General features: G+C 69.4%; 16 protein-coding genes. 10 read left to right on the top strand and 6 right to left on the bottom strand.

Features of this window, described 5'->3' with window-relative positions; all coding sequences use genetic code 11:
* Window position 1: 1 nt before the first annotated feature.
* Window positions 2-397 (bottom strand): RidA family protein, encoded by a 396-nt coding sequence (locus AB0J95_RS34275; protein WP_364767409.1) that lies wholly within the window; start codon window positions 395-397, stop codon window positions 2-4.
* Entirely contained in the window at window positions 376-978 is a 603-nt protein-coding gene (locus tag AB0J95_RS34280; RefSeq protein WP_364767412.1) for a TetR family transcriptional regulator C-terminal domain-containing protein, read from the bottom strand. The genes AB0J95_RS34275 and AB0J95_RS34280 overlap by 22 nt, the downstream gene beginning before the upstream one ends.
* Before the next feature lie 41 nt (window positions 979-1,019).
* Here AB0J95_RS34280 and AB0J95_RS34285 point away from each other — a divergent pair, with 41 nt between their 5' ends.
* Both AB0J95_RS34285 and AB0J95_RS34290 read left to right on the top strand, forming a co-directional pair.
* A complete protein-coding gene (locus AB0J95_RS34285) occupies window positions 1,020-1,568 on the top strand; it encodes a GNAT family protein (RefSeq protein ID WP_364767415.1) in 549 nt (182 codons plus the stop codon).
* 10 nt (window positions 1,569-1,578) lie between these two features.
* Window positions 1,579-2,913 carry a protein kinase gene (locus tag AB0J95_RS34290; RefSeq protein WP_364767418.1) on the top strand — a complete coding sequence of 445 codons (1,335 nt, stop codon included), beginning with the start codon at window positions 1,579-1,581 and terminating at the stop codon, window positions 2,911-2,913.
* On the opposite strand, the gene AB0J95_RS34295 is transcribed toward AB0J95_RS34290, so the two are convergent.
* Both AB0J95_RS34295 and AB0J95_RS34300 read right to left on the bottom strand, forming a co-directional pair.
* The gene (locus AB0J95_RS34295) at window positions 2,910-3,344 is read right to left on the bottom strand and encodes a hypothetical protein (protein ID WP_364767421.1); all 435 of its coding nucleotides are present in this window, start codon (window positions 3,342-3,344) and stop codon (window positions 2,910-2,912) included. The two genes, AB0J95_RS34290 and AB0J95_RS34295, sit on opposite strands and share 4 nt — an antisense overlap.
* A 3-nt stretch (window positions 3,345-3,347) precedes the next feature.
* Entirely contained in the window at window positions 3,348-3,665 is a 318-nt protein-coding gene (locus AB0J95_RS34300) for a hypothetical protein (protein ID WP_364767424.1), read from the bottom strand.
* Between the two features lie 149 nt (window positions 3,666-3,814).
* Here AB0J95_RS34300 and AB0J95_RS34305 point away from each other — a divergent pair, with 149 nt between their 5' ends.
* The 5 genes from AB0J95_RS34305 to AB0J95_RS34325 all read left to right on the top strand — a co-directional run bounded on the left by AB0J95_RS34305 (window position 3,815) and on the right by AB0J95_RS34325 (window position 8,986).
* Entirely contained in the window at window positions 3,815-4,435 is a 621-nt protein-coding gene (locus AB0J95_RS34305) for a DUF998 domain-containing protein (RefSeq protein ID WP_364767427.1), read from the top strand.
* A gap of 112 nt (window positions 4,436-4,547) precedes the next feature.
* Window positions 4,548-5,318 (top strand): PaaX family transcriptional regulator C-terminal domain-containing protein, encoded by a 771-nt coding sequence (locus AB0J95_RS34310; protein ID WP_364767806.1) that lies wholly within the window; start codon window positions 4,548-4,550, stop codon window positions 5,316-5,318.
* Window positions 5,319-5,350: 32 nt separating this feature from the next.
* On the top strand, window positions 5,351-7,078 hold the full coding sequence (gene argS, locus AB0J95_RS34315) for an arginine--tRNA ligase (RefSeq protein WP_364767808.1): 1,728 nt from the start codon (window positions 5,351-5,353) through the stop codon (window positions 7,076-7,078).
* Between the two features lie 64 nt (window positions 7,079-7,142).
* Complete coding sequence (locus tag AB0J95_RS34320; protein ID WP_364767430.1) at window positions 7,143-8,132, top strand: ADP-ribosylglycohydrolase family protein; 990 nt, start codon at window positions 7,143-7,145, stop codon at window positions 8,130-8,132.
* Window positions 8,129-8,986 carry a PfkB family carbohydrate kinase gene (locus AB0J95_RS34325; RefSeq protein WP_364767433.1) on the top strand — a complete coding sequence of 286 codons (858 nt, stop codon included), beginning with the start codon at window positions 8,129-8,131 and terminating at the stop codon, window positions 8,984-8,986. Before AB0J95_RS34320 ends, AB0J95_RS34325 begins: the two co-directional genes overlap by 4 nt.
* Here the strand turns inward: AB0J95_RS34325 and AB0J95_RS34330 are convergent.
* Together AB0J95_RS34330 and AB0J95_RS34335 are read right to left on the bottom strand one after the other, a co-directional pair.
* Window positions 8,974-10,644 (bottom strand): serine/threonine-protein kinase, encoded by a 1,671-nt coding sequence (locus AB0J95_RS34330; RefSeq protein ID WP_364767436.1) that lies wholly within the window; start codon window positions 10,642-10,644, stop codon window positions 8,974-8,976. The genes AB0J95_RS34325 and AB0J95_RS34330 overlap by 13 nt on opposite strands.
* A 44-nt stretch (window positions 10,645-10,688) precedes the next feature.
* Window positions 10,689-11,450, bottom strand: coding sequence for a hypothetical protein (locus AB0J95_RS34335; protein ID WP_364767439.1), 762 nt, complete (start codon window positions 11,448-11,450; stop codon window positions 10,689-10,691).
* Window positions 11,451-11,767: 317 nt separating this feature from the next.
* Between AB0J95_RS34335 and AB0J95_RS34340 the strand changes: the two genes are divergently transcribed.
* From AB0J95_RS34340 to AB0J95_RS34350, 3 genes are read left to right on the top strand one after another with little or no spacing between them, the layout of a single operon-like run.
* Window positions 11,768-12,748, top strand: coding sequence for an efflux RND transporter periplasmic adaptor subunit (locus AB0J95_RS34340; protein ID WP_364767442.1), 981 nt, complete (start codon window positions 11,768-11,770; stop codon window positions 12,746-12,748).
* Window positions 12,745-13,485: an ABC transporter ATP-binding protein gene (locus AB0J95_RS34345; RefSeq protein ID WP_364767445.1), complete on the top strand. Its 741-nt coding sequence runs from the start codon at window positions 12,745-12,747 to the stop codon at window positions 13,483-13,485. The genes AB0J95_RS34340 and AB0J95_RS34345 overlap by 4 nt, the downstream gene beginning before the upstream one ends.
* Complete coding sequence (locus AB0J95_RS34350) at window positions 13,482-14,789, top strand: ABC transporter permease (RefSeq protein ID WP_364767448.1); 1,308 nt, start codon at window positions 13,482-13,484, stop codon at window positions 14,787-14,789. Before AB0J95_RS34345 ends, AB0J95_RS34350 begins: the two co-directional genes overlap by 4 nt.
* The last annotated feature ends 83 nt before the right edge of the window (window positions 14,790-14,872 follow it).

Raw genomic sequence — 14,872 nt, forward strand, 5'->3', positions numbered from 1 at the left:
GTTATGGCAGCGCGACGACCGCCTCGACCTCGAACACCACGTCCGGATGGAACAAACCCGCTACCACGATGAGCGAGCTGCCGGGTTTCGGTGCGTCGCCGAGGAACTCGTCGCGGACGTCCCGGATCGTCTGCACCCCATGGGGATCCGTGGTGAACCAGGTGAAGCGGACGACGTCGTGCCAGGTCGCGCCCAGTTGCTTGACGACGCGCTCGAGGTTGGTCAACGCCTGGGTCGCTTGGGCGCGCAGGTCGCCGGCGCCGACGAGGTTGCCGTCCTCGTCCAGCGGTACCTGGCCGGAGATGTGCGCGGTGCGGCCGGAGGTGACCACGGCCTGGGCGAGGCCGGGGATCGCGAACACGCCGGGGGTGCTGGTCAGCCGTTCTTCGATGGGCACGGTGTCGTCCTCACTAGGAAGTCGTTGAGCAGCTGGGTTTGGCGTTCGGGGGTGAACCGGTCGGTGTCGAACAGGGCTTGGACGACCAGGCCGTGCGTGAAGGCGGCACACGCGACGACGAGCGCGTCGACATCGCCGGTCATCTGCCCGAGTTTCACGGCGGCTTCGACGTGGACGCGCAGCTTGCCGCGCCAGCGTTCGTACCGGGCGGTCTCGCTCGCGCCGAGTTCCGGGTCGCCGATGGCCGCGTCCCAGAAGCTCACCCAGACCCGGTTCATCGCGAACGACTCGGGGGTCAACGGCAGCACGTCGAGCAGCGCCAACCGCAGCGCGGGCAGGCCTTCCTCGGTGATGTCCCGCTGCAGCTGCGCGAGGGTGCGTTCCTCGGCGATGCCGTGCGCGTACCGGACCAGCGCCTTCTTGGTCGGGAAGTAGTGCGTCAGCAGGCCGGTGGACACGCCCATCTCGGCCGCCACGGCCCGCAGCGTGAGCTGGCCGAAGCCGTGCGCCGCCAGCACGCGCCAGACCGCCTCGGAGACGTCCCGGCGCCGGGCCTCGTGGTCGCCGCGAGGGGGTGCCATGTGGGTAGAGTACATAACAAACGTTTGGTACGGAGGTTCGGATGCTGACACACCACCTCGCCGAGGGGGCCGAGCTGCGGGCACTGGAGCCGTGGAACGCGGGCGAGTTCGCCGAGCACGTCGCCCGCGCCCGGGACCACCTCAGGCCGTGGATCCCCTGGGGCACGACGATCGTCGACGAACAGACCGCGCGCGAGTTCCTGCAGTCCTTCGCCGACGACCAGGCGAAGGGCGGCCGCCGGATCTACGGCATCTGGCTGGACGGCACCCTGGTCGGCGGAACGCTGTTCCGGACGTTCGACGCCCGCGTCGGCGTGTGCGAGGTCGGGGTCTGGCTGGAGCCCTCCGCGACCGGGCGCGGCCTGGTCACCACGGCCGTGCGCGGGATGATCGAGTGGGCGGTATGCGCACGCGGCATGTCCCGGGTCGAGTGGTACTGCAACGTCGACAACAAACCCAGTATCGCTGCGGCACAACGACTAGGGCTGACCTGCGAAGGCGTGCTGCGGGACCTCGGGACGCTCAACGGCACCCGCTACGACGTGCAGGTCTGGTCGATCCTCGCTGCCGAATGGCGTAGCCGAACCTAGAATCGGTTCTGTGACGGGAAAGGGTGACCTGATCGGTGGGCGCTACCGGCTGGTCGGCCGGATCGGCCGGGGTGCGATGGGTGTGGTCTGGCAGGCACGCGACGAGCGCCTGGACCGGATCGTCGCGGTGAAGCTGTTGTCGTTCGAGGCGGTGTTCAACGGCAGCGATGGTGGTGACCTTGAGCAACGGGTCATGCGCGAGGCGCAGCTGGCCGCGAAGCTCCAGCACCCCAACGCGATCGCCATCCACGACGTGGTCGAGCACGAGGACCACCCGTGCCTGGTGATGGAGTACCTGCCGTCGCAGAGCCTGTCCGAGGTGATCGCCGAGCGTGGGGCACTGCCGTCCGACGAGGTCGCGCGGATCGGCGCCCAGGTCGCCGCCGCGCTCGCGGCCGCGCACGACGCCGGCATCGTGCACCGGGATGTCAAGCCGGACAACGTGTTGCTGGCGCCGGACGGCACGGTGAAGATCACCGACTTCGGCATCTCCAAGGCGATCGGCGACGCGTCGGTGACCAAGACCGGCATCATCGCCGGCACCCCCGCGTACCTCGCACCAGAGGTCGCAGCCGGTGGTACAGCTGGGTTCCCGTCCGACGTGTTCTCGCTCGGGTCCACTTTGTACGCGGCGACCGAGGGCGTTCCGCCGTTCGGCATGGACGAGAACACCATCGCCATGCTGCTCAAGGTGTCCAAAGGGGACGCCAACCCGCCGCGCCGCTCGGGTTCGCTGGGGCCGTTGCTGATGTGGCTGTTGCGGTCCGACCCGAGCGAACGCCCGACCATGCGCCAGGCCCAGGACCACCTCGCGAACGGCAAGCCGCCGCCCGTGTTCGCGCCCCGCACCGACACCAAAACCCTGCCGCCGCAAGGCGTTCCCCGCAGGAAAAAGACGCGTCTGCTGGCCGCCGCGGCAGCGATCGCGTTGGTGGGCGCCGGTCTGACCGTAGGACTTCTCGTCCGCGGCACTCCCCCGCAGCAACAAGCGGGCCAGCCCGGCTTGCTGGCCCCGGCAACAACCACCACCACGACACCCGTCTCCGTCGGCTGCGAGGCGGTCTACGAGATCACGAACTCCTGGCCGGACGGCTACGAAGCCCTGGTGACGGTGAAGAACAGCGCTACCAAACCGTTGAAGGGCTGGACCGTCAGCTGGACGTTCCCGGGCGGCCAGAGCATGAAGCAGATCTGGAACGGCACCTACAGCCAGGACGGCTCGACCACCAAGGTCGAACCCGCCGCCTGGAACACCGCTGTCGACCGCACCACGACCTTCGGCTTCCTCGCCAACACCAACGGCCCCAACCCCGAAACCCCCACCGTCGCCTGCACGTCCCCCTAGGAGATCTTGGCCTTCGCCGTGGTGCGGATGCGGCGGGTCTTGCCGCTCTCGGCCAGCAACGTCAACGCCTCAGGGCAGTCGGTGTGGGTGGTGACCAAGCGCTGGAGGTAGTCGGACGCCGTCAGCAGAGCGGCAGGACTCCAGGGCTCGGTGCGGGTGATGGCACGCAGCAAAGCCCATTCCTGCAGGCGTTGGGTGAGAAACGGGTGACCGTCGACGACCGGCGCCACGCGGGCCGCCCACTCGGCGAAACCCTGGCAGCGCAACAACGCGGTGGCCCGGCGTTCGATGTGCTCCGAGACGGCCGCCTCGGCGATGACCTGGTCCGGGTCGGTCAGGACCGAGGCCACCAGGGCGGTCTCCTCCGCCTGTGGCACATCCGCCAGCGCCTTGCGGTAGCCGGCCCAGCGGATGTGCTCCCCAGCAGGCATGGGTCAGGACGCGACGCGGTCGAGTTCGAGATCCGCCGGTACGAGCCGGTTGGCGATCACGTCCAGTCGCATCCGCAGCCTTAGCACGTCGCCGCGGAACCCGTGCGGCGAGGCGCCGCCCACGGTCCAGCGCTCGACGAACTCACAGCACGCGTCGAGCACCCGGTTGGCCGCCGCGATCGCGGACGGCTGCTGCGCCGGGTCGGTCGCGAGGAGGTCGGCCATGTGCCCGGCCAGGTCCTCCACATCGCGCACGACGTCCGGGACTGGCCGGTCCGGCAGCAAAACGGGCCGGTACATGACCAGGTGAACCCAGACCAACGGGCCTAGCATGCGGTCTTCGGCGCCGACAAACATGGCGGCGGGATACCCCCTCTTCAAAGCTGTCAAACATGTGTCGGCGGGAACCACGCCGAACTTTTCCAAGTTGGTCCGTTCGTCCCAGCTGCTCCCCCTTGGAGGTACTCCCAATGGCCGTGACGAAGGTGGCCAGGACGCTCGGCCTGGCCGGGGTCGCGCTGGCGATCCTGCTGATCGGCGTGCTGCACGTCGTCCCGCCCTCGTCACAGGTGAGCGCCGTCCGCCGCACCATCAGCGAATACGCGCTGCTGGAGGACGGGTGGGTGTTCAACCTCGGGGTCACAGCATTGGCTATCGGTTCCCTGGCCGTGATCGTGTCACTGGTCAGTCGTGCTGTGATCAAGCCGATCTCGGTACCGTCCGCGCTGATCGCCGTCTGGAGCGCGTCGCTGCTGCTCATCGTGGCGTTCCCGAAGAACAACTGGGCGATCGGGCCGAGCATGGGCGGGACGGTGCACCGGACGGCGAGCGTGGTGGCGTTCGTCGCGCTGCCGCTCGCCGCGATCATCGTCGGCCGGATGACCCGCAATCCGTGGCCGTTGTGGCTCGGGGTGCTGTCGTTCCTGTGGTTCGCGGTGATCCTGGGCGCGGTGCTCATGCAGCCGGTGACGGGAACGCGGTGGTGGCTGGCGATCCCGTTGGGCGCGGTCGAACGAGGGATGCTGCTCACCGAGGTGCTGGCCGTGGCCGCGCTCGCGCTGACGCCGGTCCGGCAACCGTTGAGAGTTTAATTTTCTACAAAACCCTGGCGGATATTGGGAATCCTGTACGATCCGGCGGATGAGCAAGCCTGTGGTCACCCGGCGCCGGGAGGTCAGCCACACCAGTGCGCGCTCCCTGCTGATGACCTTACTCGGTGAGTACGTCCTGCCACGCGGAGTCCCCGTCTGGACGTCCGCGCTGGTGGACACGCTGGCCACGTTCGACGTCGAGGAGAAGTCGGCGCGCCAGGCGCTGGCCCGCACCGCGGCCGAGGGCTGGATGGAGTCCGACCGGGTGGGGCGGCGGGTCCGCTGGTCGCTCACCGCGCCCGGCCGCAAGCTGCTCACCGAGGGCGCCCGCCGGATCTACGAGTTCGGCAAGTCGGAACGGCCGTGGGACGGGCAGTGGCTGGTCCTGCTGGTGTCCGTGCCGGAGTCCAAAAGGGATCTCCGGCACCGGCTGCGCACCCGGCTGACCTGGGCCGGGTTCGGCTCACCGGAGGCGGGCGTGTGGATCTCGCCGGACGTCAGCCGCCAGGACGAGGCGGCCGAGATCCTCGACTCGCTGGACCTCTCCCGCGGCGCGATGTCGTTCGTGGCCACCTACGGCACCATCGGCGAGGTCGGCTCGATGGTCGCCCGCGCCTGGGATCTGTCCGAAGTGGAGCGCCGGTACGAGGACTTCATCGCCGGGTTCAGCGAGCTGGAACTCCTCGACGGGCCGGCCGTGCTGCACGCGCAGACGTTGCTGGTGCACGAGTGGCGGCGGTTCCCGTTCCTCGACCCGCAGCTGCCGTCGGACCTGCTGCCGGAGAACTGGCGCGGCAAGCAGGCCGCGCAGCTGTTCCACCGCAGGCACCAGGAATGGCGACCGGCCGCGCAGGAGCACTGGGACCAGCTGCAAAGCCGGTAGCGCCCGCTGGGATACTCGATGACGTGGGAAAGCTGCTGCATGGGGACATCGGACAGGAACTCGGCCGCCGGGTGGCGGACGCGGTTCGCACCGCGCTGGATCTTCAGATCACTCCGGCCGAGGCGCTGATCCGCCCGTCCACGCGACCGGGTGCGGACTACCAGTGCAACGCGGCGATGGGCCTGGCCAAGCGCCTGGGCCGGCGCAACCCCCGCGAGGTGGCCGAGGAGATCGTCGCCGCCCTGGACGCCGATGACCTGGTGGAGACGCCCGATGTGGCCGGCCCCGGGTTCGTCAACCTGACCCTGCGCACGGAGTTCCTTGCGCGGCACAGTGTTTCGCTGCTCGCGGACCGCAGGCTGGGCGTGCCGGCCGCCGAGTCGCCGCGCCGGATCGCGATCGACTACTCCAGCCCGAACGTGGCCAAGGAGATGCACATCGGGCACATCCGGTCGACCATCATCGGCGACGCGATCGCCCGGCTGCTGCGGTTCCAGGGCCACGAGGTCATCCCGCACAACCACCTCGGCGACTGGGGCACGCCGTTCGGCATGCTGATCGAGCACCTCCTCGACGAGGGCACCGGCGCGGACCACAAGATCAGCGACCTCAACGGGTTCTACCAGGAGGCGCGCAAGAAGTTCGACGCCGACCCGGACTTCGCCGACCGCTCGCGCCGCCGGGTGGTGCTGCTGCAGGGCGGCGACGAGCGGACTTTGGCGCTGTGGCAGGACCTGGTCGACGAGTCCACCCGGCACTTCGAGAAAGCCTATGAGCTGCTTGGCATCGGGCTCACGCACGACGACCTGTACGGCGAGAGCTTCTACAACCCGTACCTCGCCGACACCGTCGAAGAGCTCGAGCGCAAAGGACTGACCCAGGTCAGCGACGGCGCTTTGTGTGTGTTCCCAGCGGGTTTCACCAACCGCGAGGGCGAGCCGCTGCCGTTGATCATGCGCAAGAGCGACGGCGGCTACGGTTACCACAGCACCGACCTCGCCACGGTCCGGTACTGGACCGGCGAACGGCACGTCGACGATCTGCTCTACGTCGTCGGAACCCCGCAGTCCCAGCACTTCCAGATGGTCTTCGCGGCCTCGCGGGACGCGGGCTGGCTGACCGGGGACCACAGCGCCGTGCACATCGGGTTCGGCTCGATCCTCGGCGAGGACGGCAAGACCATCCGCACCCGCGCGGGCGGTTCGCTCAAGCTGATGGAGCTGCTGACCGAGGCGATCGAGCGCGCGGCCAGGATCGTCGAGGAACGCGGCGAGATCGAGGACCCGCAGGAGCGCGCCGAGCTGGCCCGCGCGGTCGGCCTCGGTGCGGTGAAGTACGCCGACCTGTCCAACGACCGGGAGAAGGACTACGTGTTCTCCTGGGAGAAGATGCTGGCCATGGACGGCAACACGGCCGTCTACCTGCAGTACGCCAACACGCGGATCCTCTCCATCCTGCGCAAGGCCACGGCCGAGCCCGGCGAGATCACGCTGACCGAGCCCGCCGAGCGCGCGCTGGCGTTGCGGCTGGCCCAGTTCCCGGCCGCGGTGCAGACCGCGATCGAGCTGTACGCCCCGCACAAGCTCACGACGTACCTGTACGACCTGGCCACCTCGCTGAGCTCGTTCTACGAGAACTGCCCGGTGCTCAAGGCCGAACCGCCGGTGCAGGCCTCGCGGCTGGCGTTGATCACCCTCGTCTCGCGCGTCCTGACGCTCGGCCTTGAGCTGCTCGGCATCAAGGCGCCGAACCGGCTGTGACACTCGTCAACTGAGGGTTATCACCCGGTTGACGTAGTGCTTGAGGTGCGATACATGTTTAGACATGCCTGAACAGGTGCGGCAGCGAGCCCTGGGCGCGTTCTACGGCCTTGCGCTCGGTGACGCCCTGGGGATGCCCACTCAGGCGATGTCACGTGACCAGATCGCCCAGCGCTACGGCCGGGTGACAACGCTGCTGGACGCGGCCGACGACCAGCCGGTCGCGCCGGGAATGCCCGCCGGCACGATCACCGACGACACCGAGCAGGCCATCCTGCTCGCCCGGTTGTTCGTCGAGGGCGCCGGCCGGATCGACCCGCACGCGTTCGCCGAGGCGTTGCGCGCGTGGGAGGCCGACATGCTCCGGCGTGGATCGCTGGACCTGCTCGGGCCGTCCACCAAGCGCGCGCTCGACCAGCTCGCCGCGGGCGCCGACCCCGGCGAGGCGGGCAGCACCGGCGACACCAACGGCGCGGCGATGCGGGTGACCCCGATCGGCATCGCGGTCCGGCCCGGCGCCGGCCTCGTCGACGCGGTCGTCCAGGCCAGCCAGGTCACGCACAACACCAGTCTGGGGATCGCGGCCGCCTCCGCCATCGCGGCCGCGGTCTCCACCAGCATCGACGGCGCCTCCCTGACCGTCGCGCTGGACGAGGCCGAACGCGCCGCCGAAGCGGGCGCGCGGCACGGCCATTGGATGCCCGGCGGGGAAATCTCGCCCCGGATCCGCTGGGCCCGTCAGTGGGTGCGCGGAATGGACGCCGCACACCTGGCCGACGCGATCGCCGAGGTCATCGGAACCTCAGTAGCCGCACAGGAGTCCGTTGTCGCGGCGATCGCGTTGGCCGAATCCCTCGGTGACTCCCCCGTCGAGGCGCTGACCCTGGCGGCCGAGATCGGCGGCGACACGGACACCGTCGCGGCCATGTGCGGGGCCATCCTGGGCGCACAGTACGGAGTCGAAGGATTGCCCGGCGAACTGGTCGATACAGTGAGACGGGTGAACGGACTTGATCTTGAAACGCTCGTCGACGACCTGCTGAAGCTGCGATGAACGGGCGGCTCGTGCACACCGGCCAGGTGGTGATCGACCTGGTCATGCGGGTCGAGGCGATGCCCCCGGTCGGCGGCGACATCCTCGCGTCGGACTTCCAGCAGTTCGTCGGCGGCGGGTTCAACGTGATGGCCGCGGCCGCGCGCTCCGGCGCCGACGTCGTCTACGCGGGCAGTCACGGCACCGGCCGGTTCGACCCGGGCGTCCGGGAGACCATGGCCGCCGAGGGCATCGTGCTCGCGCACAAGGCGACCGCCGAGGACACCGGGGTCTGCTTCGTGATCCTGGACGCCTCCGGCGAGAGAACGTTCATCACCAGCCCGGGCGCGGAGGGCGTGGTCCGGCCGGTGCCGTTGCAGCCCAGCGACATCCTCTACGTGACCGGGTACAGCCTGACCCACGAGGTCAACCGGGCCGCGCTGATCGAGTGGCTGCCGCAGGTCGGCGACGCCCGCGTGCTGCTGGACCCGAGCCCGCTGGCCGCGGACGTCCCGCTGGACGTGTGGCGCGCGCTCGCCCCGCACGTGGACATCCTGAGCTGCAACGCGACCGAGGCCAAGGCACTGTCCGAAGTGGACTTCCCGATCCGGGTGCTGCGCGACGGCGCCAAGGGCTGCGTGCTCATCCGCGACGGCGTCGAGCTGCGCATCCCCGGGTTCCCGGTGGACCCGGTGGACACCAACGGCGCCGGGGACACCCACTGCGGGGTCCTGGCCGCGGAACTGTTGCTGGGCAACACCTTGGAGACGGCCGCGCTGCGCGCCAACGCGGCCGCCGCGATCTCGGTGACCCGGTTCGGCCCGGCGACCGCGCCCACCTGGTCCGAGGTCAACGAGCTCGTTCAGAGCAGGTAGCCGAGCACGAACTCCTTGTTGTAGCCCTCGCAGTCGGCGTGGATCGAGTCGAAGTGACCGCCGGAGTAGGTGCAGCGGTAGATCGGGTGCGATCCCACCCCGGCCGGGGCCGCGGTGAAGGCGAAGCCGAGCGTGCCGAGCACCTTGTGGCCCTCGCACTTGGCGTCCGCCGAGGTGAAGTGGTCGTCGCTGGTGTTGACCTGGCAGGCGTACAGCTTGCGGGTACCGGCTTCCGACGCGGCGACCAGCGACCCGATCGGGAACTCCTTGTTGTAGCCCGCCGGCGCCGGAACCCCGGCGGTCGCGCTCATGTGCGGGCCCTTCGGGTTGACGAACCGGGTCAGCGTGACGAGGGTGCGCGGCGGCGGCGCGGGCGACGAGGGCGGCGGCGTTTGTCCTGGCGGGACCGGTTGCCCGGGAGGCGGGGCCTGGCTCGCCGACTTGGTGACGGTGACCGTTCCCGGAGCGGGCACAGTGGACGATGTCGTCGGTGGCGCGGAAACGCTTGCGGACACGGAAGAAGCGGTGCTGGTCGGGGTCTCGGCGACGGCGACCACAGTGGACGTTCCAGGCGCCGGGCCTGCCTCGCCGGACGATGACGTCGGCGTGACCAGGAAGACGGTGACCAGCGCGGCCACCACCAGGCCGGACGCCCCGGCCAACAACAGCACCCGTTTGTTCGCGGGCTTGCGCTTCGGTTCCCACTCGTCGGACCCGGCCCAGTGCACCGGCGCGGGCGCGGCCGGCGGCGGCTGCTCCTCGGCGAACCCGTCCTGCCACGGCTCGCGCGGCAACGTGTTGCGCCGCACCGCTTGTACCCGGACCGTCGGCGGCTCCACGACCTGCGTCGAGTCGCCGGTCTGGATGGCCTTGAGCTGCTCGCGGGCCTGGGTGGCGGTCAGCCGGTTCTCGGCGGGCTGGGTGAGCAGGCCCATGATCACGTCGGCCAGCGGGCCCGTGCAGCGGCTCAGACCCGGCTCGTCGTAAAGGATCGCGTGCATGGTCGCCGCTGTCGTCTCGCGGTTGAACGGCGAGTACCCCTCGACGGCGTGGAACAGCGTGGCGCCCAAGGCCCACAGGTCTGCGGCGGGCGACGGCGGCGAGCCGGTGAACAGCTCCGGCGACATGTACCCGGGCGAGCCCATGATGCCGCCGGTCATGGTCAGGTTCGGGTCGTCCATCGCCCGCGCGATGCCGAAGTCGGCCAGCTTCACCCGGTCGCCGGGCAGCACCATGATGTTGCTGGGCTTGACGTCCCGGTGCACGATCCCGGCGGCGTGCGCGGTCTCCAACGCCCCCAGCACCTGTACGCCCAGCGCGGCGACACGGTCGGCGGAAAGCGCGCCCTGCTCGGCGATGAGGTCGGCCAGGGTCGGCGCCTCGACCAGTTCCATCACGATGAACGTGACGCCACCCTCGGACACCACGTCGTACACCGTGACCACGGCCGGGTCGTTGAGCCGGCCGGCGGTGCGCGCCTCGCGCAGCACCCGCTCCAGGTAGATGTTGCTCTCGGACGTGGACAGCCCGTGCGGCGTGGAGATCTCCTTGAGCGCGACCTGGCGGCCGATCACCTGGTCGTCGGCGCGCCACACGACACCCATGCCGCCCCGGCCAAGTTCGTCGCGGATGGCATACCTACCAGCCACAACTCTCACGGCACACCCCCAGTCGCGTTCGAGGAGGGCATGCTATCGGGCGGTCAGCGCAACGCGGCCAGCAGCATCGGCAACTGAACGCCCGCGGCCTCCGCGAGCGCGCGGACCTGTTCCGGCGCCGGCGCGAGCGGGTGGATGTCCCTGGTCGAGGGCAGGCCCTCGCCGCCGCCGAACTTCGACTGCGGGGTGGTCGGCGGCACGATCCGGTAGATCCGCCAGCGCGGCACGGTCGACTCGGCCATGGCGAGGGTGTCCCCGCGCCACAGCAGCACGGTCGACTTCTTGGTGTTGCGCGCCAGCACCACGCACGGGCTCGTGATCAGCGTCGCCGCGCGGGCCGCGACCCGCAGCGGGGTGCGGAAGTCGCCGTCGATCACCCACACGTTGTCGATCAGCTCGACGTGCCAGCCCTCGGCGTCCAGCGCGGCCAGGATCTCCGCGTTCGGGTCGTCCGCGGCCGCCATCGCCAGCGCGACCAGGTCGCGTACCTCCGACTCGGTGACCACCCGGGCGTGCAGCTCGGTCGAGGACACCAGGAACCGGAAGATGGTCTCCTCCTCGGCGAAGGCGACCCACTCCTGGCAGGCCTCCCACGCCGAGCGGGCGATCAGGTCCGGGCCCGCGCCGCCGTGCAGGTTCGCGTCCTGCAGCAACAGGGCCAGGCCGATGGCGATCATGGACAGCTGCTCGTCCGACGGGTCCTCGTCGGCCGGCCGCAGGGCGAGCACCAGGTCGCGGACGTCGCCGCGCCAGCTCTCGTCGGCGCCCCAGACCCCGGCCGCCAGCAGCTTGAGATAGCCGCGCATGACGGTCAGCCGTTGGTTGAGCGGGGCTTGCGGGCCGGTCGAGGCCAGCCAGCGACGCGCCCTGGTCCGGTACTCGGAATGCTCTGCCTGCGGGACGCTCTGGGGTAGCCGTTCTACCTGAGAATCAATGTCATTGCCCTCAGTGACGGTTTGATCGCTCAGTGTCCCCCTCCTCTGTGCGCACCTGCACGCCCACCAGCCTCTCCCATCCAACCGCGGACTGCAAGATCAAGTGGGTCTGGGATGCAACGTCACAGCGCCGGAAAGCGTCTGGCACAGTGAAAGAATCACCAAAACGGACCTGGGGGGTAAAACAGGTGCGAATTGTTCCCGTGCTCGGGCTCGCGCTCGTCCTGGCCGCGTGCAGCACGCAGGCGCCGGAGAAACCCAGCCCAGGCCTCGCCCCGCGCGGCACGACGATGACCTCGGCGAAGCCGTCCCGGCAGGACCTGACCAACAAGGTCAGCCTGACCGGGAAGGTGACCATCAACCCGGTGTTCGGGATCGTCGCCCCAGTCGCGGGCCAGATCCGGTACCTGGACGTCAAGGCTCCGGACAAGACACCGGTGAAGCCGACCAAGGTGGGCACGGTGAAGTCGACCTCGATCGAGGTGCCCGCCGGGTCGGTGTTCGCCGGGCGGCTGGTGGACGACAAGTCGACGGTGACCGTGGGCATGCCGGTCGCGTCGGCCAAGTACATCGGCTACGGCATCGTCGCGGACATCACCGGCGACCAGGCGTACAAGCTGTCCGACGCGCTTTCCTCGGTACAGGCCCAGATCAAGAGCGGCCCGGGGCCGTTCCCGTGCACCGTGCTCGGCACGATCGCCGCGCTGCCCGCGGGCTCGATCCCCGAGCCGCCCCCGCCGTCCACTCCCCCGGCCGGTCCCACCGGCGCCCCCGGCCCGGCCGGTCCGCCGCTTCCCGGTCCCGGCGGGGCGCCGCAGCAGGACAAGAAGCCGGACCCGTCCGAGGCCACCGGGATGCGCCTGGTGTGCACGGCGCCCGCGGACGTGAAGCTGATCAACGGCGCCGCCGCGACCGTCGAGGTGATCACCGAGAAGGCCACGAACGTCATGGTCCTGCCGGTCGAGGCGGTGGCAGGCGCGCAGGGCAAGGGCAAGGTCGACGTGCTGTCGGCGGACGGGTCGCGGCAGACCAAGGACGTCGAGCTGGGCCTGACCGACGGCAAGGTCATCCAGATCAAGTCGGGCCTGACCGGCGACGAGACGGTCGCCGTGCCGGGGCCGAACCTGCCTCCGGGGCCGGACAACGGGAACGGCGGGCTGGGCAAGTGACGCCGCTGATCGAGTTGCAGGCCATCACCAAGGTGCTGCGCGGGCAGAAGGAGCCGCGGACCATCCTGGCGGGCGTGGACCTGACCGTCCACAGTGGAGAAAGTGTGGCCATCCTCGGCCGGTCCGGCTCGGGAAAGTCCACTTTGCTCAGCCTGATCGGGTTGTTCGACCGGCCGGACACCGGCACGTACCTGCTGGGCGGCGACGACATCTCCCGCGTCTCCGAGCGGCGGGCGGCGGCGTTGCGCAGTGAGCGGTTCGGGTTCGTGTTCCAGCGGTTCTTTCTTCTGAAGAACCTCACTGCGGCGCAGAACGTGGCGATGGCGTTGGTCAACGGCCAGGGCTGGCTGCCGCGGCGCAAGCGCCGGGCGCGCGTGATGACGGCGTTGGAGCAGGTCGGGATCGCGCATCTCGCCAAGCACAAGCCGCCGCGGTTATCCGGTGGTGAGCAGCAGCGGGTCGCGATCGCGCGGGCTTTGGTGCGGGAGCCGCAGATCATCCTGGCGGATGAGCCGACCGGTGCGTTGGACACCGAGACGGGGAACCTGGTGGTGGATGCTCTGCAGTCGACCACCGCGCGGGGGTGTGGGCTGATTCTGGTGACGCACGACCGGGATCACGCGGCTCGGATGGGGCGGGTGCTGCGGTTGACCGACGGCCGGCTCGGAACGGCTTCTCCTTTGGGAGCCGCTTCGGCTTCGGCTTCTGCTTCGGGGTCTGCGCAGGTGGGCGTGTGATCGGGCTGTCCGGACGGTTGCGGTCCGCTCTCATCATCGGCGGGCAGGGAATTCGGGCCCGCAAGCTGCGCACTTTGTTGTCGATGCTGTCGCTTTTCCTCGGGGTGCTCGCGGTCGTGGCGGTGCAGACCGGGTCGGAGTTCGCGCAGCGGGAGTTGTTGAACGACGCCGAACTGCGGATGGCCAAGGACGGCACGCTGCAGATGTACCTGCCGCCGGATGAGAAGGTCGCGCCGATCGTGCTGGACGCGTTGCGCGGGCGGCCTGACGCGGTGGCGACGATGCAGGTGCAGGCGACTATTGGTGAGCCGAATGTGTCGCCGGTGAACCCGGGTGGGGCGCCTTTCGATCAGCGCGGCGGGGGTGGGCCTCGGTTCGTGTGCCGGTCGAATGGTGAGTGCGGCGAGGACACCTCGGCTCCGGTGCCTCCTGGTCAGGCTATTGAGCTTTCGCTGGTGGCTTTGTCTGGGGATGTTCGGGAGTTCCGGCCGTTTCGGCATGACTCGGGGGCGTGGCTGGACTTCGCGTCGTCGCCTTCTTATGCGCCGCGAATCGTGTTGAACAAGGAGGCGGCTAAGGGGTTCAACCGCTACCACGTGCCCGCCCAGATGCGTGTTCCCGGAGCGACTGCTGACTCCACCCCCAGAATCATGGGCGTGATCGACGACGGCGACTCATATCAGCCGACAGCCTATGTTCGTGTGGATGAGTTGCTGAACTGGATGCCTGCTACGGGGTTGGGGCAGAACAGCTATCGCGGTGGGATGACTCTGTTGCTGTCGCCGACCGCGACTGATGTTGAGCAGACGATTCGCGCCCGTCTGACTGCGGCGGGAGTAGATGCTCGCAGCATCCATACTCAGACGATCAACTCGCATGAGGATGTCGAATCGCAGCTGGCCCTGATGCGGCTGATATTCCTGGGGATGGCCGGGTTGGTGCTTTTGATCGGGACCGCGGGGATTCTCAACGTTGGGCTTGCGACCGTTGGTGAGCGCATCGAGGAGTTCGCCCTCCGCCGGGCTGTTGGGACTCCTCGGGTTCTGCTGGCGGGCATCGTCCTGGCGGAGACCCTGTTGACTGGTCTCATGACCGCCGCTGCCGCCATCGGCGTGGGAGCCCTCGGACTCCGCTTCGGGGCTTCTTTGTTCGCTGGGCGGTTCCCCTCTTTGCGGACTATCGACTTTCCTTGGCAGGCTGGGGTGGCCGGCGTGATCGCTGGGCTCGTTGCCGGGCTGTTGGGTGGGCTGATTCCTGCGATCCGGGCTGCGCGGATTCCTATCGCGACCGTTATGCGCGCCTAGGCGCGGGGCCTTAGGTCGACGTGGGGCACGCGCAGTTCGCTTGTCGGGGCGGCTTGGGCTTCCAGGGCGCCTGTTGGTCAGGC

Source organism: Actinocrispum sp. NPDC049592 (genome assembly GCF_040675465.1).
GTDB lineage: Bacteria > Actinomycetota > Actinomycetes > Mycobacteriales > Pseudonocardiaceae > Kibdelosporangium.